17 protein-coding genes and 7 tRNA genes are annotated in these 17,974 nt (G+C 45.4%); 18 read left to right on the forward strand and 6 right to left on the reverse strand.

Annotated elements, in window-relative coordinates:
* Window positions 1-2: 2 nt before the first annotated feature.
* The 4 genes from corC to miaB form a co-directional block, all read right to left on the reverse strand.
* Window positions 3-878, reverse strand: coding sequence for a CNNM family magnesium/cobalt transport protein CorC (corC, locus tag L5L77_RS00455; protein ID WP_006082742.1), 876 nt, complete (start codon window positions 876-878; stop codon window positions 3-5).
* 40 nt (window positions 879-918) lie between these two features.
* The gene (ybeY, locus tag L5L77_RS00460; protein WP_263185630.1) at window positions 919-1,380 is read right to left on the reverse strand and encodes an rRNA maturation RNase YbeY; all 462 of its coding nucleotides are present in this window, start codon (window positions 1,378-1,380) and stop codon (window positions 919-921) included.
* Window positions 1,370-2,419, reverse strand: a complete 1,050-nt coding sequence (locus L5L77_RS00465) for a PhoH family protein (RefSeq protein ID WP_028761469.1) — start codon at window positions 2,417-2,419, stop codon at window positions 1,370-1,372. Before L5L77_RS00465 ends, ybeY begins: the two co-directional genes overlap by 11 nt.
* 207 nt (window positions 2,420-2,626) lie before the next feature.
* Window positions 2,627-4,051, reverse strand: coding sequence for a tRNA (N6-isopentenyl adenosine(37)-C2)-methylthiotransferase MiaB (miaB, locus tag L5L77_RS00470; protein ID WP_006082739.1), 1,425 nt, complete (start codon window positions 4,049-4,051; stop codon window positions 2,627-2,629).
* 377 nt (window positions 4,052-4,428) lie between these two features.
* On the opposite strand from miaB, the gene L5L77_RS00475 reads away from it, so the two are divergent.
* The 10 genes from L5L77_RS00475 to L5L77_RS00520 all read left to right on the forward strand — a co-directional run bounded on the left by L5L77_RS00475 (window position 4,429) and on the right by L5L77_RS00520 (window position 8,726).
* The gene (locus L5L77_RS00475) at window positions 4,429-5,691 is read left to right on the forward strand and encodes an FAD-dependent monooxygenase (RefSeq protein WP_263221785.1); all 1,263 of its coding nucleotides are present in this window, start codon (window positions 4,429-4,431) and stop codon (window positions 5,689-5,691) included.
* Window positions 5,692-5,856: 165 nt separating this feature from the next.
* Entirely contained in the window at window positions 5,857-6,444 is a 588-nt protein-coding gene (gene pth / locus L5L77_RS00480) for an aminoacyl-tRNA hydrolase (protein WP_028761467.1), read from the forward strand.
* Window positions 6,445-6,583: 139 nt separating this feature from the next.
* Window positions 6,584-7,675: a redox-regulated ATPase YchF gene (gene ychF, locus L5L77_RS00485; RefSeq protein WP_028761466.1), complete on the forward strand. Its 1,092-nt coding sequence runs from the start codon at window positions 6,584-6,586 to the stop codon at window positions 7,673-7,675.
* 208 nt (window positions 7,676-7,883) lie between these two features.
* Window positions 7,884-7,960 (forward strand) — tRNA-Met (locus tag L5L77_RS00490).
* A gap of 94 nt (window positions 7,961-8,054) precedes the next feature.
* A tRNA-Leu gene (locus L5L77_RS00495) sits at window positions 8,055-8,139 on the forward strand.
* Window positions 8,140-8,199: 60 nt separating this feature from the next.
* A tRNA-Gln gene (locus tag L5L77_RS00500) sits at window positions 8,200-8,274 on the forward strand.
* A 23-nt stretch (window positions 8,275-8,297) separates the two neighbouring features.
* A tRNA-Gln gene (locus tag L5L77_RS00505) sits at window positions 8,298-8,372 on the forward strand.
* A gap of 2 nt (window positions 8,373-8,374) precedes the next feature.
* A tRNA-Met gene (locus tag L5L77_RS00510) sits at window positions 8,375-8,451 on the forward strand.
* Window positions 8,452-8,526: 75 nt separating this feature from the next.
* Window positions 8,527-8,611 (forward strand) — tRNA-Leu (locus tag L5L77_RS00515).
* Window positions 8,612-8,651: 40 nt separating this feature from the next.
* A tRNA-Gln gene (locus tag L5L77_RS00520) sits at window positions 8,652-8,726 on the forward strand.
* A gap of 208 nt (window positions 8,727-8,934) precedes the next feature.
* On the opposite strand, the gene L5L77_RS00525 is transcribed toward L5L77_RS00520, so the two are convergent.
* Complete coding sequence (locus tag L5L77_RS00525; protein ID WP_263221866.1) at window positions 8,935-9,651, reverse strand: hypothetical protein; 717 nt, start codon at window positions 9,649-9,651, stop codon at window positions 8,935-8,937.
* Between the two features lie 470 nt (window positions 9,652-10,121).
* Between L5L77_RS00525 and L5L77_RS00530 the strand changes: the two genes are divergently transcribed.
* The 7 genes from L5L77_RS00530 to secF all read left to right on the forward strand — a co-directional run bounded on the left by L5L77_RS00530 (window position 10,122) and on the right by secF (window position 16,843).
* Window positions 10,122-10,718, forward strand: a complete 597-nt coding sequence (locus L5L77_RS00530) for a PepSY-associated TM helix domain-containing protein (RefSeq protein WP_263221787.1) — start codon at window positions 10,122-10,124, stop codon at window positions 10,716-10,718.
* Between the two features lie 16 nt (window positions 10,719-10,734).
* Window positions 10,735-11,247: a DUF2271 domain-containing protein gene (locus L5L77_RS00535; protein ID WP_263185633.1), complete on the forward strand. Its 513-nt coding sequence runs from the start codon at window positions 10,735-10,737 to the stop codon at window positions 11,245-11,247.
* Window positions 11,248-11,302: 55 nt separating this feature from the next.
* A complete protein-coding gene (locus L5L77_RS00540; protein ID WP_263221788.1) occupies window positions 11,303-12,121 on the forward strand; it encodes a DUF4198 domain-containing protein in 819 nt (272 codons plus the stop codon).
* 299 nt (window positions 12,122-12,420) lie between these two features.
* Window positions 12,421-12,897 carry a transcription elongation factor GreA gene (gene greA / locus L5L77_RS00545; protein ID WP_028761461.1) on the forward strand — a complete coding sequence of 159 codons (477 nt, stop codon included), beginning with the start codon at window positions 12,421-12,423 and terminating at the stop codon, window positions 12,895-12,897.
* Between the two features lie 385 nt (window positions 12,898-13,282).
* Window positions 13,283-13,897: a hypothetical protein gene (locus L5L77_RS00550; RefSeq protein WP_263221867.1), complete on the forward strand. Its 615-nt coding sequence runs from the start codon at window positions 13,283-13,285 to the stop codon at window positions 13,895-13,897.
* A 226-nt stretch (window positions 13,898-14,123) separates the two neighbouring features.
* Complete coding sequence (gene secD, locus L5L77_RS00555; protein ID WP_105251696.1) at window positions 14,124-15,938, forward strand: protein translocase subunit SecD; 1,815 nt, start codon at window positions 14,124-14,126, stop codon at window positions 15,936-15,938.
* 2 nt (window positions 15,939-15,940) lie between these two features.
* Window positions 15,941-16,843: a protein translocase subunit SecF gene (gene secF, locus L5L77_RS00560; protein WP_028761458.1), complete on the forward strand. Its 903-nt coding sequence runs from the start codon at window positions 15,941-15,943 to the stop codon at window positions 16,841-16,843.
* Between the two features lie 89 nt (window positions 16,844-16,932).
* On the opposite strand, the gene yhbY is transcribed toward secF, so the two are convergent.
* The gene (gene yhbY / locus L5L77_RS00565; protein ID WP_006082725.1) at window positions 16,933-17,232 is read right to left on the reverse strand and encodes a ribosome assembly RNA-binding protein YhbY; all 300 of its coding nucleotides are present in this window, start codon (window positions 17,230-17,232) and stop codon (window positions 16,933-16,935) included.
* Window positions 17,233-17,322: 90 nt separating this feature from the next.
* On the opposite strand from yhbY, the gene rlmE reads away from it, so the two are divergent.
* Entirely contained in the window at window positions 17,323-17,952 is a 630-nt protein-coding gene (rlmE, locus tag L5L77_RS00570; RefSeq protein WP_006082724.1) for a 23S rRNA (uridine(2552)-2'-O)-methyltransferase RlmE, read from the forward strand.
* Window positions 17,953-17,974 lie beyond the last annotated feature (22 nt).

The raw sequence follows: 17,974 nt of genomic DNA on the forward strand, positions 1-17,974 counted from the left end.
GATTATTCTACGTCTTCGCCAGTATTAGGATCGGGGAGTTTAACTCTGAGTTGGATTAAACGCCTAGTATCAGCATTGATGACTTTAAATTCTATGCCTTCAATGATGATGCTCTCGTTACGTTCTGGCAGGTGGCCAAAGGCGTGTGAGACTAAGCCACCGACGGTATCAAACTCTTCATCGCTGAATTCAGTGTTGAATTCTTCGTTGAAATCTTCGATTGGCGTCAAAGCTTTAACCATATAAACCGTGTTACCGACTTTGCGGATCTCGGTTTCTTCAGTGCTATCGTGGTCGAATTCGTCTTCAATCTCGCCGACAATTTCTTCAAGAATATCTTCGATAGTCACAAGACCCGATACACCGCCGTACTCGTCAACCACAATCGCCATATGGTAGCGTTGAGAGCGGAATTCTTTTAGCAGAACATCGACGCGTTTGCTTTCGGGCACAACCACGGCGGGACGGATCACGCGATCCAGTGAGAAGGGCTCATCACTGTTGGAGAAACCGTAAGGGATCAAATCTTTGGCAAGCAATATGCCTTCGATATGGTCTTTATCTTCGTTAACGACGGGGAAGCGCGAGTGACCTGAACCAATCACAGTCGCAAGTAACTCTTCGACCGAGTTGTCTATCTGGAGGGCGACAATTTGAGCTCTTGGGATCATGATATCCCGAACACGCATATCAGAAACGTCTAATACACCTTTTATCATCTCGCGGGTGTCTTGGGTGATCAAATCGCGCTGCTCGGCACCATCAATCACATCGACTAGATCTTCGCGATTTTGAGGTTCGCCCTGAAATAGCTGACTTACTCTATCAAACCAACCTTTCTTGTGGGCGTTCGTACTAGGGGGGATATCGTCACTCATAGTTTTCTCATTAGCTTTTGATAGGGATTATCTTAGCTAATTATTGTTCCTTATATGGGTCAGTAAAACCGAAGCTTTCAATGAGTTGAGTCTCTAATGACTCCATCTCTTCGGCTTCTTCATCGTCGATGTGATCATACCCTAGCAGATGCAAGCAACCATGTACAACCATGTGTGCCCAGTGCGCTTCTAGTGGTTTTTGTTGTTCACGGGCTTCATTTTCAACGACTGCCGCGCAAATGACAAGATCTCCGAGTAAAGGAAGTTCAATTTCTGGTGGTGCTTCAAAGGGAAATGACAGTACATTGGTCGGTTTGTCTTTACCGCGATAGGTATTGTTGAGCATTTGGCTCTCACGGCTATCGACGATACGTATGGTTAATTCAGCTTCATCCATGCTATTGCCAATTGCGGTAGTGACCCAAAGGGCGAATTGTTCGTCCGTTGGTAGCCACTCACTGGTGCTGGCATGTTGAATATCTAAGGCTAACTCAAGACTCATGTGTTGCGGCTTCCTGCTGTTGCTTTTGGTACTGGCTTTCTTTTTTGGCTTTTAAGGTTTGCTCTTTTAACTCGAAGGCTTCATAGGCTTCAACGATACGGGCAACCACAGGATGGCGCACTACATCTTGGGAGACAAAAAAGTTAAAGCTGATTTCTTCGACTTGGCTTAACACTTCAATCGCGTGACGTAGCCCTGACTTTTGATGTTTAGGTAAGTCGGTTTGAGTGATGTCGCCTGTGATCACCGCACGGGAATTGAAACCGATACGGGTAAGGAACATCTTCATCTGCTCGATTGTGGTGTTTTGGCTTTCATCGAGAATAATAAAGGCATCGTTCAAGGTACGACCGCGCATATAGGCAAGCGGCGCCACTTCTATTACATTTTTTTCGATTAAGCGTTCCACTTTTTCAAAGCCAAGCATTTCGAACAGGGCATCGTAGAGGGGGCGTAGATAGGGGTCGACCTTTTGACTTAAGTCACCGGGTAAGAAACCGAGTTTTTCACCCGCTTCCACTGCAGGGCGAGTCAGCAGAATGCGGCGCACTTCTTGGCGCTCTAACGCATCTACTGCCGCTGCTACGGCAAGGTAGGTTTTGCCCGTTCCTGCAGGACCAATACCGAAGGTAATATCGTGACGCGTAATATTGGCCACATACAAGCTTTGATTCGGATTGCGTGGCTTAATGACACCGCGTCGGGTTTTGATATTAATACCGCTGTCGTCGTTAGCGTCTGCTTGTTCTAGGGCGATGGCTGCTTGAATAGCGATATGGACTTGCTCAGGCTCAAGATCGGGCGTGCTGCCTTTAACCGTTTGGGTCTCGATGTAGAGTTCTTTGAGTAAGTTGTTGGCGCTTAAACAATTGCGTGGCAGTCCGGTGATCTGGAAATGATTGTTCTTACGGACGATTTCAACGCCAACGCGACGTTCTATCTGCTTGATATTGTCATCGAATGGACCGCACAGTGAAGCCAAACGGCGTGTTTCTGCGGGTTCGAGATACAGATTCATGGTAGTTAATTTACTGGACAAATAGCACTCCCAATAGCGAATAAGAAAGCAAGGTACGAGGTTGGTTAACCATCGCAAGATAATTTTAGTTTACGAGCCATAGCCGATAATTGCTAACGGAAAATAACAATTGCCTCGGTAGACTTAAACAAAAGTGCGTGAAAGCAAAAGGGCGACTAAGTCGCCCTTCTTTATATAGGTATTTTTTAAGTTAAGCCGATTTAGCGCTTATGGCTTAAATTGAGTCACACCCAGTTCATCATCTTGCTTGCGCTTGGCCAGAATTTCAGCAGGGCGCAGGCTACGACGTAGATCCATTTCATCTTCGCCGCGGATAAAGACACCGCGCAGTGAGTTAGTGTAAACGTCGACAATTTCGACATCCACGAAAGTACCAATGTGTTTTGGTTGACCTTCGAAGTTCACCACTCGGTTGTTCTCAGTACGGCCGCGCAGTTCCATAGGATTTTTCACCGATGGTCCTTCAACCAGAATACGTTGCACTGTGCCCATCATGTGGCGGCTGTAGCGCATGGCTTGCTGGGTGATGCGATCTTGCAGAATCGCCAGACGTTGTTTTTTCTCTTCCATATCGACGTTATCGGGTAAATCTGCCGCTGGCGTGCCCGGACGTGCGCTATAGATAAAGCTGAAGCTGTGGTCGAAACCTATGTCTTCAATCAACTTCATGGTATCAGCGAAGTCTTCTTTGGTTTCGCCTGGGAAGCCAATGATAAAGTCTGAGCTGATTTGAATGCCTTCACGGGCTTTACGCAGGCGGCGGATGATTGACTTATATTCAATCGCCATATGGCCGCGTTTCATCGCTGTGAGAATACGGTCAGAACCCGATTGCACTGGCAAGTGCAAGAAGCTTACAAGCTCAGGGGTATCTTCGTAAACGTCGATGATATCTTGTGTAAATTCAATCGGGTGACTGGTCGTGAAGCGGATACGGTCGATACCGTCGATGGCTGCCACGAAGCGCAATAATTCCGCAAAAGTACAAATTGCGCCATCGTGAGTTGCGCCGCGATAGGCATTCACGTTTTGGCCGAGCAAGTTTACTTCGCGCACACCTTGCTCTGCCAATTGGGCGATTTCAAGGATAATATCGTCCGATGGACGGCTGACTTCTTCGCCGCGAGTATAAGGTACAACACAGAACGAGCAGTATTTGCTGCAACCTTCCATGATAGACACAAACGCGGTTGGGCCTTCGGCGCGTGGCTCTGGCAGACGGTCGAATTTTTCGATTTCAGGGAAGCTGATATCGATAACCGCTTTATCACCACGGCGCACTTGCTCGATCATCTCGGGCAGACGGTGCAAGGTTTGTGGTCCGAAAATAATGTCGACACATTGGGCTCTGTCTTTAATGGCTTTGCCTTCTTGTGAGGCAACGCAGCCGCCCACGCCAATAATCAAATTGGGATTTTTATCTTTAAGCGTCTTCCAGCGCCCTAGCTGATGGAACACTTTTTCTTGCGCTTTTTCGCGGATAGAACAAGTGTTGAGCAGGAGAATGTCTGCCTCAGACGCTTCTTCAGTCAAGGTATAACCTTGGTATTCGCCTAACAGATCAGCCATCTTGGATGAGTCATACTCATTCATTTGACAGCCCCAAGTCTTGATATGGAGTTTCTTACTCATCAGTTGTGTCGCCCTAAGATGACCAATAAAAATAGCGCGACATTTTACCTGCTGTTACGGCTGCTGACCAGCTTTGTCCACACTTTTAGCTGTTGGCTTTTGCCAAGGGCGATACCCTCACAAATGCTAGGTTTTTATTGTTCGGCTGCATTTGGGCAAGATTAATATTGTTAACAGGTTGAGCTTTCGTTATTTCCAGCAAACTATTCGGGCTTGAATGCCTATGTCTTCACGGATTTCGAATCGAAATGCGCTCAACATTTCCGTGGTATCTTGATATAAGGCATAATCGAGCGGGTTTGTGAAAAGTCGCTTAGGCAGAAATACAGAAGGGCTTAAAGGTGCTAACTAAGGTAGTAACTAAGGTGGTAAGTAGGATGAGCCAGATTGAAGAGACACATGCACAGATGATATCCGACACCACAGATTCTAACGTGACTCATTCTGACGTCACTCATGCAGAAGGCACTCGATTCGATGTCATTCTTGTCGGCGGCGGCATGGTTGGTGCGGCGACGGCGATTGGACTCGCCCAGCTGGGCTTGCAAGTGGCGGTGATTGAATCTTTTGCGCCAGAGGCTTATCAAGCCGAACAACCATTAGATGTGCGAGTCTCGGCCATCAGTGTGGCTTCTGAAACGCTGCTTGAACGTCTTGGCGCCTTGGACTCATTACTCAAGATGCGTAATGTGCCTTATCTTGGCTTAGAAACTTGGGAGCTCGATGGCTGCATCACCCAATTTCACTGTTCACAAATTGGTGCCAGCCATTTAGGTCATATAGTCGAAAACCGTTTAATCCAACTTGCCCTGTGGCAACAGATGACACAATTGGCAGGCATCACCTTATATTGTCCCGATAAAGTGGTGGCATTTGCACGCGATAGCGACGGTGTGAGCGTGCACTTACAGTCAAATAGTAAACTGACCGCTAAGTTGTTGGTTGGCGCCGATGGTGCTCACTCGCAGGTACGTCAATGGGCGGGAATTGGCATTTCGGGTTGGGATTACGCTCAATCGGCCATGTTGATTAATATCAACACCGCACAGGGCCAGCAAGATGTGACTTGGCAGCAGTTTACGCCCAAAGGGCCACGTTCCTTATTACCTTTACCTGGCAATAACGCTTCGCTGGTGTGGTACGACGATGCCAACCGAATTAAGCAGTTAATGCAGCTTAATAATAAACAGCTTGCAGATCAGATAAGAGTGCATTTCCCAGCGCGCTTGGACGCTGATTTTACCGTTGAGAATAAAGGCAGTTTTGGCCTCACTCGCCGCCATGCCCAGAGTTACTATCGCCATAATGTGGTGATTTTAGGCGATGCCGCCCACACCATTAATCCGCTCGCTGGCCAAGGGGTGAACCTTGGGTTTAAGGATGTCGAAGCGTTTTTGGCGGTCATCAAGGATGCATTAGCCCAAGATAATATCTGGTGGTCGAATGAAGTGCTTGCCCAATATCAGCGCAAACGCTATCGCGATAACCAACTGATGATGACGGCGATGGATTTGTTTTATGCAGGTTTTAGTAACGATATCCTGCCGTTAAAGCTGCTGCGTAATGGTGCGTTAAAGTTGGCAAACATCAATTCTCCGATCAAAAAGACCGTCCTTAAATATGCTATGGGGCTTAATTAACGCTGAGTTGTTCTGTGTTCTGACCTTGTGTTCTGCTCCTGTGCGATGACGTGGCATTTGTTGACTTGGGGTTTGAGTGCTAAAATGCCGCGTTTTTAGCTGGTATGGTCAGTTCAGTCGGCACTTTGCGCGGCTGTCATCGACGAAATAACGATATTGAGTGTCATGAGCGAAATAAAATTAATAGTTGGTCTGGCTAATCCAGGTGCTGAATATGCACACACTCGCCATAATGCGGGGGCTTGGTACGTACTTGAGTTAGCGAGAATTTGCGGCGTGACTTTAGTGGCCGACAGTAAGTATTTTGGCTTGACTGCCAGAGCAGTATTGCACGGTAAAGATGTCCGCTTATTGATCCCGACGACTTATATGAATTTAAGCGGTAAAGCGGTTGGCGCTTTGGCGAATTTTTTTCGTATCACGCCGGAAGAGATTCTGGTCGCTCACGATGAACTCGATCTGCCGCCCGGTGTGGCTAAGTTTAAGCTCGGTGGCGGTCATGGCGGCCACAATGGTCTGAAAGATATTATTGCTAAACTGGCTAACGATAAAAACTTCTACCGTTTACGCTTAGGTATCGGTCATCCCGGTGATAAAAATCAAGTGAGTGGTTACGTACTGGGAAAAGCACCTGCTAAAGAGCAAGAGCTTATCGAGGCGGCGATAGATGAAGCCGTGCGTTCTACCGAAATTTTGTTTAAACAAGACATGGTGAAAGCCATGAACAGATTACACTCCTTTAAAGCGGAGTAGGTTTTGCCTTTGGCGAGACTCAAGTGTTAAGTGATTCAAGTGATTTAATTATTCAGTAATGTGCTGCCATAGGGCAGGACGACTAAACCTCGCTGATGAGTGTGACTTGTCAGCCAATAATCGAGAGAAAGGTAAGCATATGGGTTTTAAATGCGGCATTGTTGGTCTTCCTAACGTAGGTAAATCAACGCTTTTTAATGCGTTAACTAAGGCTGGCATCGAAGCGGCTAACTTCCCGTTTTGTACCATTGAACCTAACACTGGTGTTGTACCTGTTCCGGATCCACGTCTGGATGCGTTAGCTGCGATTGTGAATCCACAACGTGTGTTACCGACCACCATGGAATTCGTGGATATTGCGGGTCTTGTGGCTGGCGCATCTAAAGGCGAGGGCTTAGGTAACAAGTTCCTCGCTAACATCCGTGAAACCGATGCTATTGGTCATGTAGTACGTTGTTTTGATGATGACAACATTGTTCATGTTGCTAACAAGGTTGACCCAGCTGGCGATATCGAAGTCATCAACACTGAATTAGCGTTAGCTGACTTAGATAGTTTAGAGCGTGCGGTTCAGCGTCAGCAGAAACGTGCTAAAGGTGGCGATAAAGACGCTAAGTTTGAAGTGGAAGTATTAGAAAAAATGCGCCCCATTTTAGACGAAGCGAAAATGTTGCGTTCAATGGATTTATCGAAAGAAGAGCTGGAAGCGGTGGCTTACCTGAACTTCTTAACCTTAAAACCGACCATGTATATTGCTAACGTTGCGGAAGATGGTTTTGAAAATAACCCGCACTTAGATGCCGTTCGCGCCATTGCTGCGACTGAAAACGCTATCGTTGTTGCCGTATGTGCGGCGATTGAATCTGAACTGGCCGAGATGGAAATCGAGGAGCGCGATGAGTTTATGGCGGATCTGGGTATCGAAGAACCAGGTTTAGATCGTGTGATCCGCGCAGGTTATGAATTACTGAATCTGCAAACCTATTTCACCGCAGGCGTGAAAGAAGTGCGTGCTTGGACTGTGCCAGTGGGTGCGAGTGCTCCGCAAGCGGCGGGTGTTATCCATACCGATTTTGAACGTGGTTTTATCCGTGCCCAAGTGATGGCATTTGATGACTTTATTGCCCACAAAGGTGAAGCTGGCGCGAAAGAAGCCGGTAAGTTACGCGTGGAAGGTAAAACCTATATTGTTAAAGATGGCGATGTGATGCATTTCCTGTTTAACGTATAACAAAGCTTATTTACGCTGTAAGTCTCGATAAATTAAGCTAAGTATGAGCAACAAGGTGTTATTTAGCACATCTGTTGCTCAGTTTGGTGAAGTAATAGCCGAACAGCTTAACCTAAGGGAAATAGCGAAAAAAAGCTGTTGACCTAGATACCTCGAATAAGCATAATACGCCCCGTTCCTCGCTGAGAGGGGCGCGTAATATCGATGTGGCAATGTAGCTCAGCTGGTTAGAGCACAGCACTCATAATGCTGGGGTCGCAGGTTCAAGTCCCGCCATTGCTACCATTTTATTTAAGATAAATTTCTTATATAAAATGAATCACGATTTTACTCTAGCATTGATTGCTAGCATCTCTTCACGATGTAAACATGAAACTGTGCGGGAATGGTGAAATTGGTAGACACGCCAGATTTAGGTTCTGGTGCCGCAAGGTGTGAGAGTTCAAGTCTCTCTTCCCGTACCATTTTTTAGATATATGAATTTAGAAACATCGGCGATAGCGGATGTTTGAAACAGAGTTAGTTGGGGTATCGCCAAGTGGTAAGGCACCGGGTTTTGATCTCGGCATTCCAAGGTTCGAATCCTTGTACCCCAGCCATTTTTCTCAGTTTCCAAGTTGATTGGGGTATCGCCAAGTGGTAAGGCACCGGGTTTTGATCTCGGCATTCCAAGGTTCGAATCCTTGTACCCCAGCCATTGGCAATGTAGCTCAGCTGGTTAGAGCACAGCACTCATAATGCTGGGGTCGCAGGTTCAAGTCCCGCCATTGCTACCATATTTAACTCTGTTAAAGTGATTTTTCAGAGAAAAATCCAAAACTGTTGAATAGACAATTTTGGTACATTTTGATGCGGGAATGGTGAAATTGGTAGACACGCCAGATTTAGGTTCTGGTGCCGCGAGGTGTGAGAGTTCAAGTCTCTCTTCCCGTACCATCAAAATGCAATCTTCGATAGAAGATTAAACACAGTTTATTGGGGTATCGCCAAGTGGTAAGGCACCGGGTTTTGATCTCGGCATCCCAAGGTTCGAATCCTTGTACCCCAGCCAAAAAGTTAAAAAGCCTGTCTTCGGACAGGCTTTTTGCTTTTTAACTTTTAACTATTTTCAGCTTAGCGTTATTTTGCTTTCAGTTTCCCTTCAATATTAGCCCTTCCAGCCTTTCCCTTGTCTCTATAATTCCCGTTGGTTGTGGCAATTCAGCTATTTTCAAAGTTAATCCACAGTGCCATTTGAGCTGGCACTGTGGTGATCCGTTTTATTGCTTTTTGACTTCAGGAGTAACAGGTGGCGATTTTATTTCTGCTGGAGCCGCTGGAACGGCGACTTTTGCAGCCGCTTCAGTGATATTGATTGGCATTGCAGCATTCTTAATGACGGCATTCTCTGTGACCGCACTATCAATAACGGCACCTTGGGCCGCTTTAACATCACCTGTTGCAACGGCTTTGACAGCATCAGGTATTGCTAATTGTTGCTGTACTTGATTTGCGCCCGCTTCTAAGGCTTTTTGTTGTAACTTCTGTGGATCGGTATAGTCGGCTAATTCCTTCGGCCAACTTGGGACCCGTTTTTCTGCCTGATTACTGAATTGTTCAGAAATCACTAAGGGTGCACCGCCTTTCATCAGCATGACTGCCATTTGGTTGGTGTCTGAGTTCCAAACAAGACCCGCTTTTTCGGCCATTTCGGGGACCGGGGTGTAAGTTGACACTAAGTAGATGAGTGGACCTTCCTGTTGGATCTTGTCGGCCGTTTTGAGCAGGGATAGGGTGGTATCGTAATTTTTACCCAGCAATTCCTGCATACGGTTTTTGATGAGCGGTTGTTCGAATAATCCGACATCGTTCGGATCTAAACCGACAAGGGGTTTAAGCAGGGCCCACATGAGCTGGCCTTGAGGTGACATTAATAATAGTGGTGCAACGCAGGCGTTGAGCATTAATGCGAGCCACACAATATGCAGGCAGCGCATTTTTTTGAGCAGAGATGTACTCAAGATGATATTTCCTTGGAAGTACCAGCAAGTCGCCGGCGGCGGATTGTAGCTGATTGGCATAAGGTAAACGAGAGGGTGACAAAGTAAATTTTAAGGAAAAAAGTTAGCCCAAATGTTGAATTTTATCCTTATGAATTTTATAGGTGTTTACAGGTGATACAATAGATTATTTGCTGCTAATTTAATCGAAGGTAATGGTTTTTGAGTGCTAAAAACAGATTTACCCCTAAGTGATTTATTTTTAGCACTTATTTTTCTTCTTACTTTTTAACTTCTTTTTCAGTATTGAATATGTAAAGTTTGTAAACTTTGTTCTGTTTGATAATCGATCTCATTTAATCTCGGCGCATTAAATTAGTTTAATGCAGCTTATTTCTCTCTTTAGCTGCATAGGGAAAGCAGACTCTGGAGGTATTTCTCTTCGGTTTGTTTTTGAGAGTGCATCATTGAAATTAAGAGTCAGTAAGTCGTCTTTGTCCTTTGCCCGCATTATTCATGTTTATGTGTCTATGGCTTTATTGTTGCTGATGCTGTTTTTTGCGGTGACAGGTATAACGTTAAATCATCCTAATTGGTTTTCTCAAGCTGATCAGGAACCTAAGCGGGAACAAGTGCCAATCCCTGCCTATTTGTTACCCGTTAATGCCCAAGACTCACAATGGCGTCTAGCTGCGGGTCATTGGTTGAAAAGTGAATGGGCTATGGATATGGCGAGTGCCGATATCGATGAAGATGAAATTAGTTTAGTCAGCAAAGGACCTGGTACTTATCGGAGTCTGACATTGGACTTACTCGACGGGCAAGCCTATGTCGAAACCTTAGATTACGGTGTCATTGCCGTAGTGAATGATTTGCATAAGGGCCGTAACACAGGCACAGCTTGGGCTTGGATACTCGATCTCAGCGCTGTGCTTATCATTTTATTTTCGCTCACTGGGGCTTATTTGTTGCTGCCTCAAACCAAGCGCCTCAAAAAGTCATTGTTATACATGGTACTCGTCAGCAGTAGTTGCGGGCTTGTGTATGTTTATTTTGTTCCATAAGGAGTGTAGGCCGAGTATGCGTCATCTTATTCGCACCATTGCGGTGAGTGCTTTGTTTGTCAGTTCTGTGGCGTTTGCAACGCCTAAAATGACAGTCGATTTAACCTTGCCTGAAATTACCGAAGGGCAATATCACAGACCTTATGTGGCCGTATGGGTTGAGGATGCCAAGGGGCAAACGGTTAAAACCTTAAGCCTTTGGGTATGGGATGAAGGCCATAAATGGCTGAAAGATATCCGTCGTTGGTGGCGTAAAGCCGGACGCGAAGATATGAGCTTTGTTGACGGTATTGCATCTGCGACACGTCCCGCGGGTCATTACAAAATCGATTGGGATTTAAAAGATGAGGCGGGAAAAGTGCTTGAACCTGCCACTTACACTGTATTTATTGAAGTGGTGCGTGAACACGGTGGTCGCGATCTTGTACGACAAAATATCGATTTAGCTGCGGGAGATTTCTCTGTGCAGTTGCCCGCCACGACAGAAACTGGCGTTATCGACTTACGCTTAAGCGGCATGGCTCGTTGAGTCAATCCATTAAATATTTAGCCCGTATATTAATTGTTAAACTTAAGGAAAAGGTATGAAATTACGTCTTATTGCATTACTTGGCACACTTTGCATTAGCCCATTGGCAAGTAGCCACGACAGATGGATTTTACCTAGCCACTTCAACGTTTCGGCTGAAAGTGAAGAAATTGTGTGGATTACCTCAGATGTGTCTGCCAGCAATCAAGTGTTTATGATGGATAAACCTTTTAGTGCCAGTGATGTGCGTGTATTACAGCCAAATGGAAAACCAACGTCTCCAAGCTCAAGTTATACGGGCGGACGTAAGTCGGTGTTTGATGTACAACTGATGCAAGATGGCACTTATAAGTTTGAAAAAGAAGTTTCACCTCGTTATTTTTCTCAATATAAAGTTAAAGGAAAAGAAGGGGTTGTACGCAGCCGTATGGATAAAAAAGCCACAACTGCTGCTATGCCAAAGGGAGCCTATGAACTTGAAAGTTCTTTAAATGTGTCGCGGGTTGAAACCTATGTCACACGTAATAAGCCAACTGAGGAAGTGTTAAAGCCTAAGGGGGAATATTTAGAACTAGTGCCTGTGACTCATCCTGCAGATATTGTTGAGAATGAAGCTGCTACCCTGCAATTTGTTTTCGATGGTAAGCCCGTTGAAGGCGTTAAAGTCGCCATTATGAAAGACGGTAGCTTATATCGTAACAAACCAGAGGAAATCGAATTTACCTCAGATAAAGACGGTAAAGTTTCAATGATCTTACCTTCAGCAGGACGTTATCTCTTACATGCGGCAATTGAGCGCCCTAATTCAGATAAATTCCTTGCTGATAAAACGGTTAGCGAAATCTTTTTGACCTTTGAGGCTGGGCTTGAATAAGTGAGTTAACCTCTAATTTGAGGTTTTTGCTTTGAGTCCTAATGCCCACGGTCTAAATGGCGAGTGGGCATTTTTGTATTCATTTCGTACTAAAACGTGTGCGAAATTTCCTTAGGTATACAGATTTGAATTTGATTACTGGTAACTCTGCTTAAGGTTGGGTAAGCTGCGTCAATGCATTGTTCTTGGTGCATCAAAAGCGCATAACGATTAGAATAGCGCAATTCCACCCTCATTTGACTGTGTTGACCTTAGCGTTGGCACGGGTTGCTTTTGTTTTAAAGGAGACGAAAGAAGTTATGACTAAGGTTCCTATGACAGTTGTCGGTGCAGAACAGCTGCGTAAAGAGTTAGATATTCTCAAGTTTGACCGTCGCCCTAAAATCACTGAAGCAATTGCTTCAGCGAGAGAGTTAGGCGACTTGAAAGAAAACGCGGAATACCATGCGGCTCGTGAGGAACAAGGTATTTGTGAAGCACGTATCCGTGATATTGAGGGTAAGTTATCTAACGCGCAAATTATCGACGTCACTAAGATGGTGAATAACGGTCGTATCATTTTTGGCGCCACTGTGACTATTTTAAATCTCGATACCGATGTTGAAGTGACTTATCGCATAGTCGGCGATGACGAAGCGAATATTAAAGAAAACCTGATTTCAGTGAATTCACCAATAGCCCGCGGTTTAGTCGGCAAAAATGAAGGTGATGAAGTGTCTATTACTACGCCAGGTGGTATGACAGATTACGAAATCATCTCAGTACAGTATTTATAATCTGCTTATATTACTTTGCTTATAGTGTTGTGAGCGTGACTCATGCGATATCGCTAAAACCGTCCTAGGGCGGTTTTTTGTTATCCGCGAATTAAGTTTGTTTACGGCTTGAGTTTAGGGCCTTAGCCAAGGATATCGATCGCGCTTCAGCGTTTAATTCGGGGTAAGATGGACAAAGTTTAATTTGTCTCTTTGTAGGTTTTTACCTAAGCTGCCATCCTAGCAAAATCAACATTGGCGAAATGTGTATGTTGTTTTTTTGCGCGAGTTTCACTTTATGGACCCACAGTTAAGCATCAAAAGCGAACAGTGAATAGGTTCATCTTTAGTTTGATAACGTTTTATAAGAGGGCACGCTTTGGTCAAACATTGGCGTACAGGATTGATGTTAGTTTACGTGGCGATCATGTTGATTGCGCACTCGGCTAGCTATGCGCCAAAACCCTCAGTACAGCGCAGTGATGCAACTCGCCATTATGTTCAGATGCATATGGGTCAGAAACACACTGCTCTGAAACAAACGGCTCAGATGCATACTGTGAGTCTTGATAGCTCGACTCCCCATACAAAACTAAGCGCTGAGCCTCAAAGCTTGCCCGATGCCGATGTTATCGCCCAATCTAATGCACAGTCTGATGCGCAAACCGTTGAAAGCTGCGGCTCACCGAATAGTCATGATACCGATCTAGTCAGTGCAGACTCAGAATCACAGCCAGCACCTTGTCCGAGCTCTGACTATGTAAGTCATTCTGATGACTTAGATTTTGCCCCGATAAATTCGCCGCGATTTATCAGTCTTGCCCAGCACGATGTGCGTGAGGTCAAGCCAGTATATGTACTCGTTGTAGACTTTACTGCCGAACCGACATCCAATGTCGTTGAACCCACCGATCTTGATATCACATCAGATTGGACGCTTTCTGCTGTTTCTTCCCCTGCCCGAATTTCGGGTTGGAAAGTCTCAAATCTTCAATATCGATTTAGCCAACAAGCCGCTTAGCTCGCCTATTTAGGCATGACGTTGATAGGAGCCTACTCTTATCGATTTTTCATGCTGTTGCCTTTTTGTACTCACCGAAACTTTTTATAGCTGCTTAAGTAAGCAGTGATGATTTGAGCCTTACGAGCTTAGCCGCTGGTACTCAATCATGTGTTTCGGACTGATATCAATATGTTCGCTTAGCGATTTGATTCAAATGCTGAGCGTTAAATAGCGAGTTAATCCCATGGAAAGAAAACCCAATCAACGGCTGCTAAATCACTATTCAGCTTGGAAATACTTAGTGCTTATCGTCACTATTATCGTGATGCTATTCAGTGCCTTGCCGACATTTTACGGTGAGGATGCGGCGGTGCAGGTGGGCGCGAAGGCGGGTTTAACGCTCACACCTATTGCCCTTCGAGATAAGCTGCAAGCTGAAGGCGTGACGGTCAAACGTATCGACCAAAAAAATGGTGAAACCTTAATTGTCCTCGATGCGGATAACCAACAAACCTTAGTCAAAACTTTAGTCTCTTCTATGGTTGCAGAGCCAAAAGAATTGACTTTATCCCTTGCCAGTGCGGCGCCAAGTTGGTTACAAAACTTAGGCTTTCAGCCGATTAAACTCGGGCTCGACTTGCGCGGTGGCGTACAGTTCTTACTCGATGTTGATATTGATCCTGTTTATCAAACTCAGGCCGAGACGCTTGTTGATTCGCTACGTCAATTCATCCGTGAACAGAAAATTCGTGGTGCTAGCGTGCATTTGGACCAAAGTCATCAGTTAAACATGACGTTGCCCGATAATGATGCCCGTGCTGCCGTGCGTCAAATGATGAAAGAGTCCTATCCTAATTGGCAGCTATCCAATGCAGATGGCGCGGGTTTACTGATTAAGTTGAGTCAAGAAGAGCAAACGAAACTGCGTAATTTGACTGTGCAGCAAAACTTACAAGTGATGCGCAGCCGTATTGAAGAACTCGGTATCACTGAAGCTTTAGTGCAGCGTCAAGGGGAGCATCGAATTCGGATTGAATTGCCTGGAGTACAAGATCCTGCCGCTGCCAAGAATGTTATCGGTGCTACGGCGAGTTTGGCCTTTTTCGAGGTTAAAGAGTCTGGCTCCGTTAATGCTATGGTACTCAATGACAAGTCTGGTAAGCCTATTTATGTGAGCCGCACACCAGTACTGGGTGGCGATCATATTGTCGATGCGAGGGCGAGTTTAGGCGAGATGGGCATGGCGGAGGTGAACATTAACCTTGACCGTGTGGGCGGGCAGAAAATGTCTGAGTTTTCCCGTACCAATATCGGCAAACCTATGGCGACGTCTTACAGCGAATACAGCCGTGATGAGCAAGGTAAGGCAAAGCAAACACAAGAGATTATCAGTGTTGCGACGATTCAATCCCAACTTGGAGATCGTTTTCGCATTACGGGTGCAGGCTCCTATCAAGAAGCACAACAATTAGCTTTGTTACTGCGAGCGGGCTCTATGACGGCGCCAGTGACTATTGTTGAAGAGCGCACTATTGGCCCGACTCTGGGTGCTGAAAACATTGAAAACGGTTTTGCTGCCCTTGGTTTAGGGATGGGGATCACCTTGCTGTTTATGGCGCTTTGGTATCGCCGTCTCGGTTGGGTGGCGAATATAGCGCTGATCTCCAATATGGTGATCCTGTTTGGTTTACTGGCGCTTATCCCTGGCGCTGTGTTGACCTTACCTGGTATTGCGGGTTTGGTGTTAACCGTCGGTATGGCGGTCGATACCAACGTACTGATTTTCGAACGAATAAAAGATAAGTTAAAGGAAGGTCGCAGTTTTGCGCTGGCAATTGATACGGGGTTTGATAGCGCGTTTTCTACCATTTTCGACGCCAACTTCACCACTATGATTACTGCAGTGGTGCTTTACTCCATAGGTAATGGTCCAATCCAAGGTTTTGCCTTGACCTTAGGTCTAGGTCTATTGACCAGCATGTTTACCGGTATCTTTGCTTCAAGGGCCTTGATCAACTTAGTTTATGGACGTGATGCTAGCCGTCATGTGAAGGTATAATCATGAAAAATATTAATCTAACTAAATGGCGTTATGTTTCGAGTGCTATCTCAATTTTGTTGATGCTAGTGTCATTAACCATCATCGGCGTGAAAGGTTTTAACTGGGGCTTAGATTTTACTGGCGGTGTCGTCACCGAAGTGCAGATCGATAGAAAAATTACCAGCAGTGAATTGCAACCTTTACTTAATGCCGCTTATCAGCAAGAGGTGAGTGTAGTCTCCGCCAGTGAGCCGGGACGTTGGGTGTTGCGCTATTCCGATATAAAGAGTGCCGATACAGAGCAAGGTAATATCGATATTCAGCAGGTATTAGCGCCGCTTAACTCTGAAGTGCAAGTGCTTAACAGCAGTGTTGTCGGGCCGCAGATTGGTCAAGAATTGGCAGAGCAGGGCGGTTTGGCGCTGTTAGTCGCTATGCTGGCGATATTAGGTTATTTAAGTTATCGCTTCGAATGGCGACTCGCATCGGGTGCCCTATTCGCTTTAGTGCATGACGTAGTGTTCGTGCTGGCATTTTTCGCCTTGACTCAGATGGAGTTTAATTTAACGATACTTGCGGCTGTGCTGGCGATTTTAGGTTATTCCTTAAACGATTCGATCATTATCGCTGACCGTATTCGTGAATTATTGATTGCTAAGCCAAAGCTTGCGATTCAAGACATTAACAACCAAGCAATTGTGGCGACGTTTTCTCGCACTATGGTGACATCAGGGACAACCTTAATGACGGTCGGTGCGCTGTGGATCATGGGCGGTGGGCCGCTGGAAGGATTTTCGATTGCAATGTTTATCGGTATATTAACCGGCACATTCTCTTCGATTTCAGTTGGTACCTCATTGCCTGAGTTATTAGGCTTAACGCCTGAGCATTATAAGGAACAAGTGATTTCTGAAACACCTTAGGGCTATGCTAATCGTTTAAATTAACAGCGAAAACAAAAAGGCCACTCGATTGAATGGCCTTTTTGTTAACACGATAAAATCAAGAAAAATTACTTTGCCTTTGGCAAAGCAATTTTCATTTCTGGTGATTGACGATAAATCACCAGAATATGACCAATAAGTTGCACTTTTGCGGATTGAGTTTCACGTACTATGGCATCAACGATGGCATTTTTTAGCTCTCTGTCGGCAGAGGCTACTTTCACTTTAATCAGTTCATGATAAGCGAGTGCGCTTTCAATTTCAGCGAGTACACCTTCAGTCAATCCATTGGCACCAAGCAGCACCACTGGCTTTAGCGGATGCGCTAGACCTTTTAAATGCTGTTTTTGTTTGGTTGTTAAGTTCATTTCTACCAACTTTTGCTGAGTTACTGTTGAAAAACGGCTATTCTACCCTTATATAGCCTTTGTGTAACTCTCAATTGTTGCGGATTTTAAATGTCAGGTATAAAACGTACGGCCAGTTCTAATCGCTGGATGCTAGAACACTTTGATGATCACTATGTCAAACTCGCCCAAAAAATGGGCTTGCGATCTCGCGCTGCGTTTAAGCTTGAGGAGATCCAGCAAAAGGATCAACTAATTCGCCCAGGCATGACTGTGGTTGATCTCGGTGCTGCTCCGGGAGGTTGGTCTCAAGTGGCAGTTAAATTAGCGGGAGATAGAGGTAAAGTCATCGCCTGTGACATTTTGCCTATGGATCCCATCGTCGGCGTCGATTTTTTGCAAGGGGATTTTCGTGAAGATAAAGTCCTTCAAGCATTACTTACTCGCGTCGGTGATGCTAAAGTTGACGTTGTGTTGTCTGATATGGCACCCAACATGAGTGGTTCAGATAGTGTTGATCAGCCCCGTGCCATGTATTTAGTGGAATTGGCGTTAGATATGTGCCATCAAGTATTGGCCCCTAATGGCTGTTTTGCGGTAAAAGTCTTTCAGGGGGAGGGCTTTGACGAATACATGAAAGCGGTAAAAGCAGTGTTTAAAGTCGTTAAAACACGTAAACCAGACTCTTCACGGGCTCGTTCCCGCGAAGTCTATCTTGTGGCGACTGGGTACAAGTTGTAGTAACCTAGCGTTAATAATCGCA

The sequence above is a fragment of the Shewanella sp. SM29 genome, from assembly GCF_025654245.1.
Taxonomy (GTDB): domain Bacteria; phylum Pseudomonadota; class Gammaproteobacteria; order Enterobacterales; family Shewanellaceae; genus Shewanella; species Shewanella oncorhynchi.